Source organism: Pseudonocardia sp. ICBG1293 (assembly GCF_020131355.1).
Lineage (GTDB): Bacteria > Actinomycetota > Actinomycetes > Mycobacteriales > Pseudonocardiaceae > Pseudonocardia.
The window spans coordinates 205,372-222,778 of the sequence record NZ_JAHLEL010000038.1; the positions used below are offsets into that span (position 1 = coordinate 205,372).

General features: G+C 74.0%; 18 protein-coding genes. 11 read left to right on the plus strand and 7 right to left on the minus strand.

Annotated features, from left to right (window positions below):
* Nucleotides 1–36: 36 nt before the first annotated feature.
* Nucleotides 37–669, minus strand: a complete 633-nt coding sequence (locus KPF47_RS14750) for an O-methyltransferase (protein ID WP_224389370.1) — start codon at nucleotides 667–669, stop codon at nucleotides 37–39.
* 167 nt (nucleotides 670–836) lie between these two features.
* On the opposite strand from KPF47_RS14750, the gene sigE reads away from it, so the two are divergent.
* The 4 genes from sigE (at nucleotide 837) to tatB (ending at nucleotide 4,325) form a co-directional block, all read left to right on the plus strand.
* Nucleotides 837–1,511 (plus strand): RNA polymerase sigma factor SigE, encoded by a 675-nt coding sequence (gene sigE / locus KPF47_RS14755; RefSeq protein ID WP_224389371.1) that lies wholly within the window; start codon nucleotides 837–839, stop codon nucleotides 1,509–1,511.
* Nucleotides 1,508–2,158: an anti-sigma factor gene (locus KPF47_RS14760; protein WP_224389372.1), complete on the plus strand. Its 651-nt coding sequence runs from the start codon at nucleotides 1,508–1,510 to the stop codon at nucleotides 2,156–2,158. Before sigE ends, KPF47_RS14760 begins: the two co-directional genes overlap by 4 nt.
* Nucleotides 2,159–2,285: 127 nt before the next feature.
* Complete coding sequence (locus tag KPF47_RS14765; RefSeq protein ID WP_224389373.1) at nucleotides 2,286–3,860, plus strand: S1C family serine protease; 1,575 nt, start codon at nucleotides 2,286–2,288, stop codon at nucleotides 3,858–3,860.
* An 18-nt stretch (nucleotides 3,861–3,878) separates the two neighbouring features.
* The gene (tatB, locus tag KPF47_RS14770; RefSeq protein WP_224389374.1) at nucleotides 3,879–4,325 is read left to right on the plus strand and encodes a Sec-independent protein translocase protein TatB; all 447 of its coding nucleotides are present in this window, start codon (nucleotides 3,879–3,881) and stop codon (nucleotides 4,323–4,325) included.
* A 73-nt stretch (nucleotides 4,326–4,398) separates the two neighbouring features.
* Here the strand turns inward: tatB and KPF47_RS14775 are convergent, their stop codons facing one another.
* Both KPF47_RS14775 and KPF47_RS14780 read right to left on the minus strand, forming a co-directional pair.
* Nucleotides 4,399–5,802, minus strand: coding sequence for an amidase (locus KPF47_RS14775; RefSeq protein ID WP_224389375.1), 1,404 nt, complete (start codon nucleotides 5,800–5,802; stop codon nucleotides 4,399–4,401).
* Nucleotides 5,803–5,807: 5 nt separating this feature from the next.
* Nucleotides 5,808–6,794 carry a D-2-hydroxyacid dehydrogenase gene (locus tag KPF47_RS14780; RefSeq protein ID WP_224389376.1) on the minus strand — a complete coding sequence of 329 codons (987 nt, stop codon included), beginning with the start codon at nucleotides 6,792–6,794 and terminating at the stop codon, nucleotides 5,808–5,810.
* 96 nt (nucleotides 6,795–6,890) lie between these two features.
* Here KPF47_RS14780 and KPF47_RS14785 point away from each other — a divergent pair, with 96 nt between their 5' ends.
* The 5 genes from KPF47_RS14785 to KPF47_RS14805 all read left to right on the plus strand — a co-directional run bounded on the left by KPF47_RS14785 (nucleotide 6,891) and on the right by KPF47_RS14805 (nucleotide 11,497).
* Nucleotides 6,891–7,388 carry a DUF3830 family protein gene (locus KPF47_RS14785; protein ID WP_224389377.1) on the plus strand — a complete coding sequence of 166 codons (498 nt, stop codon included), beginning with the start codon at nucleotides 6,891–6,893 and terminating at the stop codon, nucleotides 7,386–7,388.
* 40 nt (nucleotides 7,389–7,428) lie between these two features.
* Entirely contained in the window at nucleotides 7,429–8,157 is a 729-nt protein-coding gene (locus KPF47_RS14790; protein ID WP_224389378.1) for a maleate cis-trans isomerase, read from the plus strand.
* A gap of 3 nt (nucleotides 8,158–8,160) precedes the next feature.
* Nucleotides 8,161–8,838 carry a GntR family transcriptional regulator gene (locus KPF47_RS14795; protein WP_308015400.1) on the plus strand — a complete coding sequence of 226 codons (678 nt, stop codon included), beginning with the start codon at nucleotides 8,161–8,163 and terminating at the stop codon, nucleotides 8,836–8,838.
* A 65-nt stretch (nucleotides 8,839–8,903) separates the two neighbouring features.
* Nucleotides 8,904–9,833: an AEC family transporter gene (locus KPF47_RS14800; RefSeq protein ID WP_224389379.1), complete on the plus strand. Its 930-nt coding sequence runs from the start codon at nucleotides 8,904–8,906 to the stop codon at nucleotides 9,831–9,833.
* Between the two features lie 407 nt (nucleotides 9,834–10,240).
* Nucleotides 10,241–11,497, plus strand: coding sequence for an aspartate aminotransferase family protein (locus tag KPF47_RS14805; RefSeq protein ID WP_224389380.1), 1,257 nt, complete (start codon nucleotides 10,241–10,243; stop codon nucleotides 11,495–11,497).
* 78 nt (nucleotides 11,498–11,575) lie between these two features.
* Here KPF47_RS14805 and KPF47_RS14810 read toward each other — a convergent pair whose 3' ends face one another.
* Both KPF47_RS14810 and KPF47_RS14815 read right to left on the minus strand, forming a co-directional pair.
* Complete coding sequence (locus KPF47_RS14810; RefSeq protein WP_062400483.1) at nucleotides 11,576–12,724, minus strand: Mrp/NBP35 family ATP-binding protein; 1,149 nt, start codon at nucleotides 12,722–12,724, stop codon at nucleotides 11,576–11,578.
* A 143-nt stretch (nucleotides 12,725–12,867) separates the two neighbouring features.
* A complete protein-coding gene (locus tag KPF47_RS14815; RefSeq protein ID WP_255658826.1) occupies nucleotides 12,868–13,932 on the minus strand; it encodes an IS630 family transposase in 1,065 nt (354 codons plus the stop codon).
* A gap of 74 nt (nucleotides 13,933–14,006) precedes the next feature.
* Here KPF47_RS14815 and KPF47_RS14820 point away from each other — a divergent pair, with 74 nt between their 5' ends.
* The gene (locus tag KPF47_RS14820; protein WP_224389381.1) at nucleotides 14,007–14,489 is read left to right on the plus strand and encodes a MarR family winged helix-turn-helix transcriptional regulator; all 483 of its coding nucleotides are present in this window, start codon (nucleotides 14,007–14,009) and stop codon (nucleotides 14,487–14,489) included.
* A 4-nt stretch (nucleotides 14,490–14,493) separates the two neighbouring features.
* On the opposite strand, the gene KPF47_RS14825 is transcribed toward KPF47_RS14820, so the two are convergent.
* Together KPF47_RS14825 and KPF47_RS14830 are read right to left on the minus strand one after the other, a co-directional pair.
* Nucleotides 14,494–15,033: a DUF1003 domain-containing protein gene (locus tag KPF47_RS14825; RefSeq protein WP_224389382.1), complete on the minus strand. Its 540-nt coding sequence runs from the start codon at nucleotides 15,031–15,033 to the stop codon at nucleotides 14,494–14,496.
* On the minus strand, nucleotides 15,026–16,342 hold the full coding sequence (locus KPF47_RS14830) for a magnesium transporter MgtE N-terminal domain-containing protein (protein WP_224389383.1): 1,317 nt from the start codon (nucleotides 16,340–16,342) through the stop codon (nucleotides 15,026–15,028). The genes KPF47_RS14825 and KPF47_RS14830 overlap by 8 nt, the downstream gene beginning before the upstream one ends.
* A gap of 66 nt (nucleotides 16,343–16,408) precedes the next feature.
* Between KPF47_RS14830 and KPF47_RS14835 the strand changes: the two genes are divergently transcribed.
* Nucleotides 16,409–17,335: a PhzF family phenazine biosynthesis protein gene (locus tag KPF47_RS14835; protein ID WP_224389384.1), complete on the plus strand. Its 927-nt coding sequence runs from the start codon at nucleotides 16,409–16,411 to the stop codon at nucleotides 17,333–17,335.
* The last annotated feature ends 72 nt before the right edge of the window (nucleotides 17,336–17,407 follow it).

Below are 17,407 nucleotides of genomic sequence, written 5' to 3' on the forward strand. Positions count from 1 at the left end.
CGCTCACCTGCGGTGCGGATGCCGCGTTCGCTCCGCTCACCTGCGGACGGCGCAGAGCATCCCGTCCGAGACCGGCAGCAGCGCCGACAGCAGGCGCTCGTCGTCGCGGACCAGGGCGGCGGTCTCGCGCAGTGCGGCCGTGCCCGGACCGTGTCCGGCGCCGTCCTCGGCGACCCGGCCGCCGTCGAGCACGCCCTCCAGCACCAGCACCCCGCCGGGACGCAGCAGCCGGATCGCCTCGGCCAGGTAGCCCGGGTACTCGGCCGGGACGGCGTCGGCGACGACGAGGTCGTAGCCGCCGTCGGTCAGCCGCGGCAGCACCTCCAGCGCCATCCCGTTGATCAGCCGGGCCCGACCCGGCCCGTACCCGGCGGCGACGAAGGTGCGACGCGCCGAGCGCTGCAGCTCCGGGTCGACGTCGATGGTGGTCAGCGTCCCGTCCGCGGCCATGCCGCGCAGCAGGTACAGCCCGCTCACCCCGGCACCGGTGCCGATCTCGACGACCGCCCGCGCGGAGATCGTCGCGGCCAGGACCGAGAGTGCCGCCCCGCCCGCCGGGGAGATCGGGTGCGCGCCCGCCGCCGTGCCCAGCGCGCGTGCCTCGCCGCACGCGTCGTCCTCGGCGAGATAGCCCTCGACGTACGCGGCCGCCCCCGCCGGTGTGCTCATGGCGCAAGATTATCGCCGCATGATCCGTCGACGGTTTCACAGACTTCTCTCAGACGGGTTTCACATCCTCCTCATGGGTGGCGGGCAGTCTGTGCTGCAACGAACGAGTCCTCGCGTCCGATCGACATCACGACACGGTCGCGACTCGACGGAGGTGCCCCGCCCCGATGTCCGCCCCTCGCACCACCGACGACGCCCCGTTCCGGGACGCCGCCGCCGGTACCCGCCCCGGTGAGGGTGCCGACTGGACCCCGCCCACCTGGGACGAGGTCGTCCGGGAGCACGCCGACCGCGTCTACCGCCTCGCCTACCGCCTGTCCGGCAACCAGCACGACGCCGAGGACCTGACCCAGGAGACCTTCATCCGGGTGTTCCGGTCCCTGGCGTCCTACAAGCCCGGCACGTTCGAGGGCTGGCTGCACCGCATCACCACGAACCTGTTCCTGGACATGGTCCGCCGCCGCGCCCGGCTGCGGATGGAGGGCCTGCCCGAGGACACCGACCGTCTCCCGGGCGGTGGTCCCGAGCCCGAGACGGTGTTCGCCATCAACCACCTCGACCCGCACCTGCAGGCGGCGCTGGACGAGCTGCCCCCGGACTTCCGCGTCGCGGTCGTCCTGTGCGACGTCGAGGGCCTGTCCTACGAGGAGATCGGCGCGACCCTCGGGGTCAAGCTCGGCACCGTCCGCAGCCGCATCCACCGCGGGCGGACCGCGCTGCGGGCGTCGCTGGAGCGCCACCGCGCGGCCGACGCCGAGCCGGCGGAGCGCCGTGCCGGCACCGGTCCGCGGACGCAGCCGGTGGCATCCGACGGCGGTCCGGTGGCAGAGTTGGTCCCGTGACCGAGCGACGGCGTTTCCAGGTCGTCCCCCCGAACTGGGGGGAGACCCACCTGACGCTCGAGGCGGTCGTCGCCTTCGTGGACGACGAGCTGGCCGCCGGTCCGCACGACCGCGCCACCCGCCACCTCGAGCGCTGCCCCGACTGCGCGGCGGAGGTCGCCGAGCAACGACGGGCACGGTCTGCGCTGCGGGGTGCGGACGCGCCCACGCTGCCGCCGTCGCTGATGTCGACGCTGCGGGCCATCCCGCAGGACACCGAGCTGCCCCCGCCGCCCGCGGGTCTGTCGCTCACCCCGGACGGCCAGCTGGTCTCCGTGCTGCGACCGGCCCCCGTCGACGGGGACCACGGCCGGCGGGCGAGCCGGTCGCGACGGGTCCGTCTGGGCACCGGTGCCGCCGTGTCCGGGCTGGCGCTCGGCGCACTGGCGTTCGGGCTGCCGGCCGCGCCGACCGGCGCTCCGGCCGCACCGGCCGTGCCCGGCCCGGGGGCCGCGGCCGTCGCCCGGTTCGCGGCCACCCCGGTGCCCGCCTCGTCGCGGCGGACGGCCGTCCCGGCCACCGGGACGACGGGCTCGTCCGGGGCGCCGCTGTCACCGACCACCTCGGCCGTGCCGACCGGAGAGGCCGACCTGTCCTCGATCCCCTGAGACGTCGAGGGGTCACCGATACACCGACTTCACCACCCGGCGGGCAGGCTGTGCGGGTGTACTGGGTGGTCGCCGTGCCGGCGCGACGATCGTCGGGAGCAGTCTCCCCGTCCCCCGGGACGACCCGGTGAGCGACGACCGCGGGGCGCCCCCCGACGACGCCCCCGACCCGGGCCCCTCCGGCTCCGCCCCGCCGCGGTTGCGCCCCCGTCCGCTCGAACGCCCCGCGACCGACCCCGGCGAGCGTGCGACGTTCGGCCGCCCGGACGGCGTCGACAGCTCCTTCGCGCCGCCGCCGTCGCAGCGGGGGTCGACGGGGTCGCTGCCGACCGGGGCCCCGCCGACCGCCGCCGTCGCCCGCGCGTTCGGGCGCCCGGACCGGACGCAGGACGGCGAGCCCGCCGGTGGTCTGCAGCGCCCGCCGGGTGCGGGCGACGCGCTGCGCCACGGTGAGCAGAGCGACGAGCAGGACCCGTTCTGGCCCGGAGGCTCGGCGGGCGACCCGTGGCGCGATCCGGGGACACCGGTCGTCGCCGCCCCGCCCCCCGGCGACGGCGCGGACACCGACGACGGCCCCCGGCCCGACGGCCCCCGGCTCAGCGTCCGCGAGGTGCTGTTCGGCAAGCGGGTGCAGCCGCGCGCGCTGGCGCTGCTCGGGGTGCTCGCCCTCGTCGTCGGCGCGGCGGGTGGGCTGGTCGGGCACTGGACCGCCACCGCGGCAGGCGCCCTGACCAGCCCCGGAGCCGTGATCGGCGCGACGGAGCCCGCCCGTGAACGGCCGCCCGGCTCGGTGTCGGAGGTCGCCTCGCGGGTGCTGCCCGCCGTGGTCTCGCTGGAGGTGACCGTCGGGAACCAGGCGGGCAACGGGTCCGGCGTCGTGATCGACCCCGAGGGCTACGTGCTCACCAACGACCACGTCGTCGCGCCGGCGACCGGGCCCGGTCAGGGCACGATCGAGGCGCTGTTCTCCGACGGCTCCCGGGTCCCGGCCACCGTCGTCGGGGCGGACCCGATGACCGACCTCGCCGTGGTCAAGGTGCCCGTCGCGAACCCGACGGTCGCGGCGGTCGGCCGTTCCGGCGAGCTCGCCGTCGGTGACGCGGTGATCGCCATCGGGTCGCCGTTCGGGCTGGCGGGCACGGTGACGACCGGGATCGTGTCGGCCGTCGACCGTCCGGTGCGGCTCGACCCCGAGGGCAGCGCGGGCGACGCGGTGATCGACGCCGTGCAGACCGACGCCGCCATCAACCCCGGCAACTCCGGCGGCCCGCTGGTCGACGCCACCGGCGCCGTCGTGGGGATCAACACCGCGATCCGCAGCGCGGGCAGCGCCGAGTCCGGTGGCCAGGGCGGCTCGATCGGCCTGGGCTTCGCCATCCCGATCGACGACGCCCGCGCCATCGCCGAGGAGCTCATCCGCACCGGCCGCGTCGCGCACGCCGACCTCGGCGTCAACGCCCGGTCGGTCACCGACGGCGCCACCGACGGCGCCCAGGTGCAGAACGTCGTGGCGGGCGGACCGGCGGCCGCCGCCGGGATCGCCGACGGCGACGTCGTGGTCGACGTGGCCGGGCGCCCCATCGCCAGCGCCGACGAGCTCGTCGTCGCCGTCCGCGAACACGGCCCCGGGGAGCAGGTCCCGGTGGGCCTCGTCCGACAGGGACGACCGCTCACCGTGACCGTGACGCTCGGGCAGCGCTAGTACCCGTAGGCTGGCGCTGTGTTCGAGAACGTCGGCATGCCGGAGCTCCTCGTCCTGGTCGTGGCGGGGCTGTTCATCCTGGGCCCGGAACGGCTGCCGGAGGCGGCGGCCTGGGTCGGTCGTGCGGTCCGCCAGGTCAAGGAGTTCGCGAGCGGCGCGCAGAACCACCTGAAGAAGGAGCTGGGTCCGGAGTTCGACCAGATCCAGCAGCCGCTCAACGACCTGCGCAGCCTGCGGTCGCTCAACCCGCGGACCGCGATCACCCGCAGCCTGTTCTCCGACAACGACGCCTACACCCCGCCGGTCAAGCCCAACGGGTTCGCCCCCGGGCCGGGTGGCACCGCGGCCGCCGCCGGCGCCGCGGCCCTGGGCGGGGCCGCGGCGCCGGCGGCGGCCCCGGTCCGCGCGCCCCAGTCGCCGCTGGCCGCGGATGAGCGCCCCCCGGTGGACCCGGACGCCACCTGACCTGCGGCCCGCCCCCCGGGCGGTGCGACGACGGTGCCGCACCCCGGCCGGGCGCGGCACCGTCGTGGGCGGGTCAGCCCAGCAGCGGCGGGCGGCGCAGGTGGTGCGTCGTCGCGCGCTGGTAGGCGTGGGCGGCGGCCAGCACCGTGGCGTCGGCGTGCCGCGGCCCGACGACCTGCAGCCCCACCGGCAGCCCCGCGGAGGTGAAGCCGCACGGGACCGACGTCGCGGGCTGCTGGGTCATGTTGAACGGGTAGGTGAACGGGGTCCACGACGTCCAGCGCGGGTCGTGCCAGCCCTCGGGCACCTCCCGGCCGCCCTCGAAGGCGGTGATCGGCAGGGTCGGGGTGAGCAGCAGGTCGTACTCGGTGTGGAAGCCGCCCATCAGGGTGCCCAGCTCGTTGCGGACGGCCATCGCGCCCAGGTAGTCCAGCGCGGACACCCGCGCACCCTGCTCCGCGATCTCCACCAGCGCCGGGTCCATCGCCGCCCGCGCCTCCGGGCCGATCGGCTCCAGCGACTTCGCCGCGGCGGCGAACCACAGGGTGTGGAACGGCTCGATCGGGTCGGCGAATCCGGGGTCGGCGGTCTCCACGGTCGCGCCCAGCTCCCGGGAGAACACCTCGACCGCCTCGGCGACGAGCGCGGCGACCTCGGGGTCGACGTCGACGAAGCCCAGGGTGGGGGAGAACGCGACCCGCAGTCCCTGCGCCCCACCCGCGAGCCGCGCCACGGCGGACTCGCGCGGCACGTCGAACACCCAGGGGTCGCGGGTGTCGGGCTGGGCGACGACGTCGTACAGCAGTGCGGCGTCGTCGACGGTGCGGGTCATCGGGCCGACGTGGGCCAGGGTCCCGAACGCCGAACCCGGGTAGTGCGCGATCCGCCCGTAGGTGGGCTTGTGCGCGACGGTCCCGGTGAACGCGGCCGGGATGCGGACCGAGCCGCCCGCGTCGGTGCCCAGCGACAGCGGGCCCATCCCCAGCCCGACGGCCGACGCCGACCCACCGGACGACCCCCCGGCCGTCCTCGTCGGGTCCCACGGGTTGGTGGTGACGCCGGTCAGCGGCGAGTCGGTGACGCCCTTCCAGGCCAGCTCGGGCGTGGTGTTCTTGCCGATCAGCACCGCGCCCGCGGCGCGGACCCTGGCCACCGGCGGGCCGTCGACCTCGAACGGCCCGTCCGGCGATGTCGTCGTCGAGCCGCGGCGGGTGGGCCAGCCGATCGTGAGCAGCATGTCCTTGATCGAGGTGGGCACGCCGTCGAGCGGCCCGACCGGCTCCCCGGCCTGCCAGCGCGCCTGCGAGTCCTTCGCCTGGGCGAGGGCGGAGTCGGCGTCGACCAGGCAGAACGCGTTCACCGCACCGTCGTGGGCCTCGATCCGGTCCAGCGCGTCCCGGGTGGCCTGCACCGGGGAGATCTCGCCGCTGCGGTAGCCCGCCAGCAGCTCGGTCGCGCTGAGGTCTGCAGTCGTCACAGCAGTCACACCTTTCCTGCGGATGAGCTCACGTACCCGCGTTCGGGGTCCACCACGTTGCGCAGCTCCCGGCCGTCCGCGAAGCGCGCGAGGTTGTCGGCGAACAGCTCGACGAGCATGTCCTTCCACCCGACGACGTCGCCGGACATGTGCGGGGAGAGCAGCACGTGCTCCATCGTCCACAGCGGCGAGGTCGCGGGCAGCGGCTCGACCTCGAACACGTCCAGCGCCGCCCCGGCGAGCCGTCCGGACGCGAGCGCCTCGGTCAGGTCGTCCTGGACGACCAGCGCGCCCCGACCGACGTTGACCACCCGGGCCCGCTCGGGCAGCAGGGCGATCGTGCCGGTGTGCAGCATCCCGCGGGTCGCGTCGGTCAGCGGCGCCGCGAGCACCAGGTGGTCGGTGTCGGGCAGCAGCCCGGGCAGCTCCTCGAAGGCGTGCACGCCGTCCGCGGCGCGCCGTCCGACCAGCCGCACCCGCATCCCGACCGCGCCCAGCAGGTCGGCGACGGCACGTCCGATCGGTCCGCTCCCGACGACCGTCGCGACCTTCCCGGCGACGGTCTCGGTCTCGCGGTGGCGCCAGGTCCGCTCCCGCTGCAGGGCCAGCGAGCGGGCGGTGTCCTTGGCGAAGGCGATCACTGCGCCGAGCACGAACTCGGCGATCGGGCGGTCGAAGACCCCGCGCGAGTTGGTGAGCGTCGCGCCCGAGGCGAGCAGCGCGGGGAAGGCGACCCGGTCGACGCCGGCGCTGGCGGTGTGCACCCAGCGCAGGGCGGAGGTGTCGGTCGTCCCCCAGACGTCCTTGACGGCGTCGGAGGTGAAGTCCCAGGTGAGCAGGACGTCACTGCCCGGCAGTGCGTCGGCGAGCTCGCGCGCGTCGACGGCGAAGCGGAGACGTGCGTCACCGACGTGGCGCTCGATGCCGGGCGGCGTCTCCCCGCCGTGCAGTACGGCGACGGTGATGGGTTCCTGACCAGCGGAAACCGGCAACGGAAGATCCTGTCGGTAGGGAGGTCGGGCGGCGTTGACACGCTAGGAAGCGCACCTACGATTGTCAACAATCCGCGTATCGGACAGGGGGATCGGATGTCGAAGCTGATCAGGATCGAGCTCGAGAAGCGGGGCGTCGCGTGCACCGCCCGGCTGCTGGAGGCTGAGGCGCCGCGCACCTCGGCGGCGGTCTGGGAGGCGCTGGCCGACGGCCCGAAGGGCGGCGACGCCCAGCACGCCAAGTACGCGCGCAACGAGGTCTACACCATCGTCGGGCGGTTCGGCCCGCGCATCGGACAGGAGAACCCGACCGTGACGCCCATCCCGGGCGACGTCTGCTACTTCGACTTCCACGGCGGGATGCTCGACAGCGCCTTCAGGGACGACCAGGGCATCGACGCGGCCGAGGGCGGTATCGACCTCGCGATCTTCTACGGCCGCAACAACCTGCTGCTCAACGGGGACGTCGGCTGGGTGCCGGGCAACGTGTTCGCCACCATCGTCGAGGGCCTCGACGCGATGGCGACCGCCTGCCACGACGTGTGGCGTGCCGGCAGCGTGGGGGAGCGGCTCGTCTACTCGCGGGCGTCGTGACCCTTGCGGCGGCCCGGGTGTCTGTAGGATTGTCGACAACATGAGCACGGTCGGATTCCTGTACCCCGGCTTCTCCGCGGAGGACGACTACCCGCGTGCCGAGAAGCTCCTGCACGACGGCAGCCGGCTCCCCCTCGTCCACACCGAGATGGCCGTCGACGCCCACCGCGAGGACGCGTTGCTGGCCATCGGCGGCGACGAGGTCCTCACCGACGGCGCACGCCGGGTCGCCGCGGAGGCGGGGCCGCTGGACGCGGTCGTCTGGGCCTGCACCTCGGGGTCGTTCATCTTCGGTCCCGAGGGTGCCGCCCGGCAGGTCGCGGAACTCGAGCGGGTGTCGGGAGTACCGGCGTCGAGCACCTCGTTCGCCTTCGTCGACGCCTGCCGGCGGCTCGGGATCGGGTCGGTGGCGGTCGGGGCGACCTACCCGCCCGACGTCGCCGGGGCGTTCGTGCACTTCCTGACCCACCACGACATCTCGGTGCACACGCTGTCCGCGCGCGACATCATCACCGCCGCCGAGGTCGGGACGCTGCCGCCGGAGACCGTGCTGGAGTTCGCCGCCGCGGTGGCCTCGGACGCGCCCGGCGCCGACGCGGTGCTGCTGCCCGACACCGCGCTGCACACCGTCGACGTGCTCGACGCGCTCGACGCCCGGGTGGGCAGGCCGGTGCTGACGGCGAACCAGGTGAGCATCTGGCAGGGCCTGCGGCTGGCCGGATCCGACGTCGACCGTCCCGGACTGGGGACGCTGTTCCGGAGAGGGTGAGTCGTGGGCCTGGACGTCTCGGACCTGGAGCCGGTGAGTCGCCGTTCCACCGCGGAGATCGTCGCCGACCGTATCCGGTCCGCGATCATGCGCGGCACCTTCGCGCCGGGCACCCAGCTCGGCGAGGTGGACCTCGCGAACCGGCTGGGGGTGAGCCGTGGCCCGCTGCGCGAGGCGATGCAGCGCCTGGTCGCCGAGGGGCTGCTGCGCAGCGAACGCCACCGCGGACTGTTCGTGCGCGAGCTCGGCCCCGACGACGTCCGTGACGTCTACCTGGCCCGGACCGCCGTCGAACGGGCCGCGGCGCTCCGGGTGCTGGAGGGGGACCGGTCGGCCGCCGTCGTCGCGCTGGAGATCCCGCTGGGGGTGATGGCCGCCGCGGCCGAGGCCGGCGACGCCGTCGCGCTCGCCGACGCCGACCACGACTTCCATGCGGCGCTCGTCGCCGCGTCGGGGAGCCCGCGGCTGCGGCGGATGACCGAGGGGCTGCTCGTGGAGACCCGGATGTGTCTCGCGGCGTTCCAGCAGACCGCCCCGCCCGCCCGCGCGCTGCTCGCCGAGCACGAACGGCTGCGCGACGCCCTGCGCGACGGTCGCACCGAGCTTCTGCTCGACCGCCTGGCCGCCCACATGGACGACGCCGTCACCCGCATCCTGGCCGCGATGCCGGGTGCGGCCTGAGCCCGCCTGTGAACCGCGCCGCCGAACGCCCCGGAGAGTAGTTCGCATACGTAACATACCGGGACGTGGTGGGCGTCCTCGAGGGTTTCCTGGTCATCGGCGTGGTCGTGACCGTCGGGTACGTCCTCGGCCGCGGCCGCCTGCTCGGTGACCAGGGGTCGAAGGTCCTCGCCCGCACCGCCTTCTTCGTGGCGACGCCTGCCCTGCTGTTCACCACGCTCAGCCGCTCCGACGTCGGTGCCGTCCTGTCCTCGGGCCTGGTCGTCACCGCGCTGACCAGCACCCTGGCCTGTCTGCTGTTCGTGCCGGTCGCGCTCCTGCGCCGCCGCCCGGCCGGCGAGGTCGTCGTCGGTTCGATGGCCTCGGGCTACGTCAACGCGGGCAACCTCGGCATCCCGATCGCGGCCTACGTGCTGGGCGACTCCGCCGCGGTCGCGCCGGTGCTGCTGTTCCAGCTGGCGATCCTGACGCCGCTGTTCACGACCCTGATGGACGTCCTCCCCGGCGACGGCCGTGGCGAGCGCCCGGGGTGGGTCCGGGTCGCGTTCGCCCCGCTGCGCAACCCGATCGCGATCGCCACCGCCGCCGGGCTGACCGTGTCGGCGACGGGCGTCGTGCTGCCCGAGCCGGTGACCGCCCCGGTCGAGCTCCTCGCCGACCTCGCGGTGCCCGCCATGCTGCTGGCCTTCGGCATCTCGCTGCACGGGGCCCGGCGCCCCGGGACGGGAGAGACCGCGGGCTCGGTGTGGACCGCGGTCCTGATCAAGAACGTGCTGCATCCGCTGCTCGCCTGGGCCCTCGCCGCGGGCGTGCTCGGCCTGACCGGACCGGCGCTGCTCGCCGCGGTGGTGCTGGCCGCGCTCCCGACGGCGCAGAACGTGTTCGGCTACGCCGTGCGCTACGACCGTGCCGTCCCGCTGGCCCGTGACGTGGCTCTGGCCTCGACCGTCGTCGCCGTACCGGTGCTGCTGGTGATCGCCGCTCTGCTGACCTGACCAGCGCTTTCCTCGTCGCGACGGCCGGGACGAGGGGGGCCTCCGCCTGTCCCCTTGCTCTGCTCACCGATACGCAGCACCGGCCCCACGCCGGTGCCGGGCGGCTCCGCGGCGTGCCGGCCACTCGCGTCGCGCCCGCGCCGAGATGCAGCCCACCGGGCGGTGGAGATCGACAACTCCCGCTGAGCCGCATCTCGACGCCGCCGAGCGGTGTCCGCCCGGCCGCGCGGGCCCGTCCGGGGCCCCGGCGCCGGGGCGGTCCGGGCGCGTGCTGCGTATCGGTGAGCAGAGCAAGGGCGGGCCCGTCGCACCCTTGCCCGGAGCTGCCCGCCCGTGCTTCCCTAGGATTGTCGACAACTCGACAACCCGAGATGCACCACCCTCGACGCATCAGGAGCTGCGAACCCATGGCACAGCTGTCCCCGCTGCTGAAGCAGGCCACCCCGGTCCAGGCCGCCCGCGGTGAGGGCGTCTACCTGTACGACACCGACGGGCGCCGCCACCTCGACTTCACCGCCGGCATCGGCGTCACCTCCACCGGGCACTGCCACCCCGCGGTCGTCGCGGCGGCGCAGGAGCAGGTGGCCACGCTGATCCACGGCCAGTACACGACCGTGATGCACCAGCCACTGCTGACGCTGGTCGAGCGGATGGGCGAGGTACTGCCCGCGGGCATCGACTCGGTGTTCTTCACCAACTCGGGTTCCGAGGCCGTCGAGGCGTCGGTGCGCCTGGCGCGCCAGGCCACCGGGCGGCAGCTGATCGTCGCGTTCGACGGCGGCTTCCACGGCCGCACCATGGGTGCGGCGGCGCTCACCACGTCCGGGGCGAAGATCCGCGCCGGGATCGGCCCGATGATGGGCGGGGTCGCGTTCGCGCCGTTCCCCTACGCCTACCGCTACGGCTGGTCCGAGGAGCAGGCCGTCGCGTTCGCCCTGTCCGAGCTCGACCGCCAGCTGGCGAGCACCGCACCGGCGTCCGACGTCGCCGCGTTCATCGTCGAGCCGGTCCTCGGCGAGGGCGGCTACGTCCCCACCCCGCCCGCGTTCCTGCACGGGCTGCGCGAGCGCGCCGACCGCCACGGCATCCTGCTCATCGCCGACGAGGTCCAGACCGGCTACGGCCGCACCGGGAAGTTCTGGGGCCACCAGCACGCTGAGGGGCTCACCCCGGACATCATCGTCACCGCCAAGGGGCTCGCCTCCGGCTTCCCGCTCTCGGCCATCGCCGCGCCCAAGGCCCTCATGGAGAAGGCCTGGCCCGGCTCGCAGGGCGGCACCTACGGCGGCAACGCCGTCGCCTGTGCCGCCGCGCTCGCCACGCTCGAGGTCGTGCAGGGCGAGGGCCTGGTCGAGAACGCCCGTGTGCAGGGCGAGAAGCTGCTCGCCGGCGTCCGGGACGCCGCGCAGGGCATCGCCGCCATCGGCGACGTCCGCGGCCGGGGATTCATGATCGGCATCGAGTTCGTCGACCCCGACGGCAAGCCCGACGGCGCCACCGCCGCGAAGGTGCACGCCGCGGCCGCCGCGCAGGGTCTGCTGCTGCTGACCTGCGGTGTGTACGGCAACGTCGTCCGGATGATCCCGGCGCTGGTCGTGACCTCCGAGCAGGTCGACGAGGGACTGGCGCTGTGGACCAAGGCGCTCAACGACGCGCTGTCCTGAGACCCGCCCCGGGGGACGGACGAGGCCCCGCACACCGGTCGGGTGTGCGGGGCCTCGTGGCGTCGGGGGGTGTGCGGGTCAGCGCCCGACGGGGGAGATGTTCAGGCTCATCCCGGCCAGGCCGCGGGCCTTCACGGTCAGCTTCTCCGCGATCGCGTCGAGGGCCTGCGCCGCGGCCGACTCGGGCTTGCCGAGCACGATCGGGGTGCCGGCGTCGCCGCCCTCGCGCAGCGCCACGTCGAGCGGGATCTGACCGAGCAGCGGCACGGTGGTGCCGACGGTGCGGCTCAGCGAGTCCGCGACGATCTGCCCGCCGCCGGAGCCGAAGATCTCGTTGCGCGAGCCGTCGGGCATCTCCATCCAGGACATGTTCTCCACGACACCGGCCAGGCGCTGGCGGGTCTGGGTGGAGATCGACCCGGCGCGCTCGGCGACCTCCGCGGCAGCCTGCTGCGGGGTGGTGACGACCAGCAGCTCGGCGTTCGGCACGAGCTGCGCGGTGGAGATGGCGACGTCGCCGGTGCCCGGGGGCAGGTCGAGCAGCAGCACGTCCAGGTCACCCCAGAACACGTCGGCGAGGAACTGCTGCAGCGCGCGGTGCAGCATCGGGCCACGCCAGACGACCGGGGTGTTGCCGTCGGTGAACATGCCGATCGAGATGACCTTCACGCCGTGCGACTGCGGCGGCATGATCATGTTCTCGATCTTGGTGGGCCGGTCCGCGGCGCCGATCATGCGGGGCACCGAGTGGCCGTAGATGTCGGCGTCGACCACGCCGACCTTCATCCCGCGCCGTGCCATGGCCGCGGCCAGGTTGACGGTGACCGAGGACTTGCCGACGCCGCCCTTGCCGGACGCCACGCAGAACACGCGGGTCAGCGAGCCGGGCTGGGCGAAGGGGATGACCGGTTCGTCGGCGTCGCCGCGCAGCGACCGGCGCAGCTCGGTGCGCTGCTCGTCGCTCATGACGTCGAGCTCGACCTCGACGCGCTCGACGCCGGGGACCTTCGAGACCGCCTCGGTGACGCGGGAGGTGATCGTCTCGCGCATCGGGCAGCCGGCGACGGTCAGGTAGACCCCGACGTGGGCGAGGCCGTCGGCGGAGACGTCGACGCTCTTGACCATCCCCAGCTCGGTGATCGGCTTGTGGATCTCCGGGTCCTCGACGGTGCCGAGGGCTGCGCGCACGGCCTCGACGACGGTGCTGGTGCTGCCGGTGACGGACATGGGCTCCTACGACCTCTTTCCTCTCGCGTCACCCCATGCTACGTGGGTGCTCCCGGGCGCTCCGGCTCCCCGGCGGTGTCGCCCGGCACGTCCGCGAGCGGGTGGGTCGACGAGGTGGTGGCAGCATCGGCGGCCCTCGGTCTCTAGTGTCGCGTAAACGATGTTCTTTGACCGGGTCGGCAGTGGTTGAGTAGGTGGTCTGCGGGTTTGGTCCAGATGAACGGGTGGCAGCGTTCGTTCCAGCCGTCGATGAACCGGCCGATCGCGCCGATCAGTTCTCTGACGCTGCCGAAGCTGCCACGGCGAATGGCCTGGCGGGTGATGACCCCGAAAAAGACCTCGACCATGTTCAGCCACGATCCCGAGGTCGGGGTGAAGTGCAGGGTGATCCGCGGGTTGCGGGCCAGCCAGGCCTTCACTGCGGGGTGCTTGTGGGTCGCGTAGTTGTCCACCACCAGGTGCAGCTTGCGCCGCGGGTAGGCCTTCGCGACCTGCTTGAGGAACCGCAGGAACTCCTGATGGCGATGCCGCGGCAGGCACGCCTGCTCGACCCGCCCGGTCGCGACCTCTAACGCCGCGAACAGCGTGGTGGTGCCGTGACGGACGTAGTCATGCGTCCGTTTCTCCGGGATACCGGGCATGATCGGCAGGATCGGCGCTGTCCGGTCCAGGGCCTGGACCTGGGATTTCTCGTCGACGCAGAGCACGACGGCCTTGTCCGGCGGGTTCAGATACAACCCGACGATGTCGCGGACCTTGGCTTCGAGCTCGGGATCGGTGGAGAACTTGAACGTCTCGGACTTCCACGGCTGCAGCCCCCACCGCCGCCAAATCTTGCCGATCCACACGTGGGAGATCCCGAGCTCGGCACCGAGCAGCCGTGACGACCAGTGCGTGACTCCGAGCCGCTCAGGCGGCGGTTCCAGCGTGGCGAGCACGACCGCGACCTCGTCGATCACCGGCGGCCGGCCCGCCTTGGGCCGGTCGGCCAGCCCGGCGATCCCCTCAGCGGCGTAACGCTTCTTCCACCCGATCACCGTCGCCTTCGACGCCCCGACCAGTGTGACGATGTCCTTGACCGCCACCCCGTCCGCGGCCAGCAACACGATCCTGCCCCGTCGGGCCAGTCCCGCCGAAACCGACGAGGAACGCAGCCAGGACTCCAGCACCTCGCGGTCGGCGGCCGGAACGTCCACGGTCACAGTCAACGGCACAGCTCATGATCCCGTAAACCAGCCCGTGAGTAAAGTAACCTAGTTACCGCAACACTAGCATCTCTGCGATGGACGAGACGAGCGGCGCCCCCACGCGCGAGCACCCGGTGCGCCGCCGTGTGGTCCCCACCCCGGTCGAGCTCGCGTCGTGGCGCAGCTTCCTGCGCGCACACGCGGGCATCACCAAGCAGCTGGAGACCGAGCTGGAGGGCGAGCAGCAGCTGTCGCTGGCGGCCTACGACGTGCTGGTCCAGCTGTCCGAGGCACCCGGCCACCTCCTCCGGATGACCGAGCTGGCCGACGCCGTGCTGCTGTCGCGCTCCGGCGTCACCCGGCTGGTCGACCGGCTGGAGCGGGCCGGGCTCGTCGCCCGGGCCAAGGTCGCCGACGACGGCCGCGGCGTCGCGGCCCGGCTGACCGACCTCGGCTACGAGCGCCTGCGCACCGCCGCGGTCACCCACCTGCGCGGGGTCCGGACGCACTTCGTCGAGCGGCTCGACGCCGACGACCTCGCCGACCTCGAACGCATCATGGGCCGTCTCGTGCCCTGAACGCTCAGCGTTCCTTCCTGCGCATCTTCTTCCGGGCACCCGGGTCGACCGGAAGGTCCTCCCCGCGGCTGCGGGCGACGGCGTCGTCGAGCCGGTCGCCCAGCTTCTCCAGCTCGCCGCGCAGGTAGTCCCGGCTCGCGGTCTCCCCGACGGCCAGGCGCAGCGCCGCCAGCTCCCGGGCGAGGAACTCGGTGTCGGCCTTCGTCCGCTCGGCGCGCCTGCGGTCCTCGTCCAGCGCGATCCGGTCCCGGTCGTCCTGCCGGTTCTGGGCCAGCAGGATCAGCGGAGCCGCATACGCGGCCTGGGTGGAGAACGCCAGGTTGAGCAGGATGAACGGGTACGGGGCCCACTGGATCGACCAGGCGACCAGGTTCAGCGCGATCCACACCACGACGATCACCGTCTGGATGGCGAGGAAGCGGCCCGTCCCGAGGAACCGGGCGATCCGCTCGGAGAACCGGGCGAACCCGTCCGGGTCCACCTCGAACCGCCGACGGCCGACGCGCGGCTGGTCCAGCCGCCGTCCGATCCCGGGCTCAGGCACCGTGCACCTCCCCGGCACGCGTGCGGCCCGCGCCGCCGTTCGCGGCCCGCGCCGAGCCGCCGTGCACCTCGCCCGGGGCGAGGTCGCGGTCGCGCCAGCCCTGCGGCAGCAGGTGGTCGAGCACGTCGTCGACGGTGACCGCGCCCAGCAGGTGGTCCTCGGCGTCGACCACCGGGCCCGCGACGAGGTTGTAGCTGGCGAAGTACCGGGTCACCTCGCCGAGACCGGCCTCCGGGCCCAGCTGCGGGAGGTCGGCGTCGACCATGCCCGCGACCAGCTCGAACGGCGCCGCCCGCAACAGCTGCTGGGCGTGCACGCAGCCCAGGTAGCGCCCGGTCGGCGTCGCCGTCGGCGGGCGGACCACGAACACCATCGACGCCAGCGCGGGCGGCACCTCCGGGTGGCGGACCCGGGCCAGCGCCTCGGCCACGGTGACGTCCGGCCCCAGCGTGATCGGCTCGGGGGTCATCAGGCCGCCCGCGGTGTCCCACTCGTAACGCAGCAGACGGCGCACGGGCTCGGACTCGTCGGGCTCCATCAGCTCCAGCAGCCGGCCCGCCTCGTCGTCGTCGAGCTCGCCGAGCAGGTCCGCCGCGTCGTCCGGGCTCATCGCCTCCAGGACGTCGGCGGCGCGGTCGTCGTCGAGGTACCCGAGCAGCTCGCGCTGGTCGGACTCGGACAGCTCCTCGAAAACGTCGGCGAGCCGCTCGTCGTCCAGGGCGTCGACGACGTGGCGCTGCCGGTCGTCGGGCAGCCGGGACAGCGCCGCGGCGACGTCGGCCGGGCGCATCGAGTCGAACACCGCGAGCAGCCGGTCCGCGCCCTGCGCGGCGGCGACGTCGAGTCCGGAGACGGCCTCCCAGCCGTACACCTCGACCCGCGGCCTGCGGGCCAGCCGGGTCCGCCGGAACCGCAGCGCCACCTTGGTGATCACCCAGTCGCGGGTCCGGCTCGGCTCGATCGCGACGTCGACGACCGACCCCTCGGCCCCGCCCTCGCGCACGGTCGCGGGGGAGTTCAGCAGCTGGCCGAGCACCAGGGTCTCGTTGGGGCGCTGGTCGAACGACCGCAGGTTCACCGAGCCGCTGGCCAGCGTCACCGCGCTCGGCGCGATGTCGGTGACCCGCAGCATCGGCACGAAGATGCTGCGGCGCGCGGACAGGTCCACGACCAGGCCCAGCACCCGCGGCGGATGGCTGTCCACGCGCAGCGACACGACGACGTCGCGGACCTTGCCGATCCGCTCACCGTCCGGGCCGTAGACGGCCAGGCCGGCCATCCGCGCGACGAACACCCGTACCGAGGCCATGGCGCCGAGACTAGAACCACGGGCGGGCCCGCGTCGGTGCCGGTCGGGTGACTAGGCTCGCCCGCCGTGAGCGAGCCGCAGCACGATCCCGGCCAGGCCCCCGAACCCCTCCGCTACGACGTCGTGGACGTGTTCACCGACCGTCCGTACGCCGGCAACCCACTGGCCGTCGTCCACGGCGCCGAGGCGTTGTCGGCCGCCCGGATGCAGGCGATCGCGGCCGAGTTCAACCTGTCGGAGACGACGTTCCCACTGCCCCCGACCGGTGACGCCGAGGGCGGTGCGGACTACCGGGTACGGATCTTCACCCCGCTCGCCGAGCTGCCCTTCGCCGGGCACCCCAGCGTCGGCACGGCCTGGGTACTGGCCCGCGACGGCGTCATCGGCGAGGGCGACCGGGTGCAGGAGTGCGGGGCGGGCCTGCTGCCGGTCCGGGTCGACGACACCGGCGCGCGGGTGTGGGGTGGCGCTCCGTCGGTCGGCGCCGAGCTGGACGCCGTCCGGCTGGCGGCCGCGGTCGGTCTCGGTCCCGACGACGTCGACGGCGCCGCCGTGCCGGGCGTCGCCGGTGCCGGGACCGACTTCGCGATCCTGCTCGTCACCGCCGCTGCGGTCGCCCGCGCGGTCCCCGACCCGACGGCCCTGGCCGCCGCGGTGGCGGGCAGCGGCGCGACCGGGCTGCTGGTCGCCGCCGTCGACGCCACCGCGGAGCGGGTGCACGCCCGCATGTTCGGCGTCGGGATCGGCGTGCCCGAGGACCCCGCGACGGGCTCGGCCGCCGTCGCGCTGGGGATCTTCCTCGCCGACCGCGGTCTGGTCACCGATGACGGCGAGCACTCCTTCGTCGTCGTCCAGGGCGTGGAGATGGGCCGCCCGTCCACGCTCTACGCCGGCGTCCGCACGGAGGACGGGCGAGCCGTCGCCAGCTGGGTCGGCGGGACCGTCGTGGCGGTGGCCAGGGGCTCGCTGACCCCACCTCCCGAACAGGGGTGACCGACGGGTAACCCCATCTGACCACCGGCGGGTGAGAAACCAATCACCTGGACGGGGCGCCGCGGCCGTCGT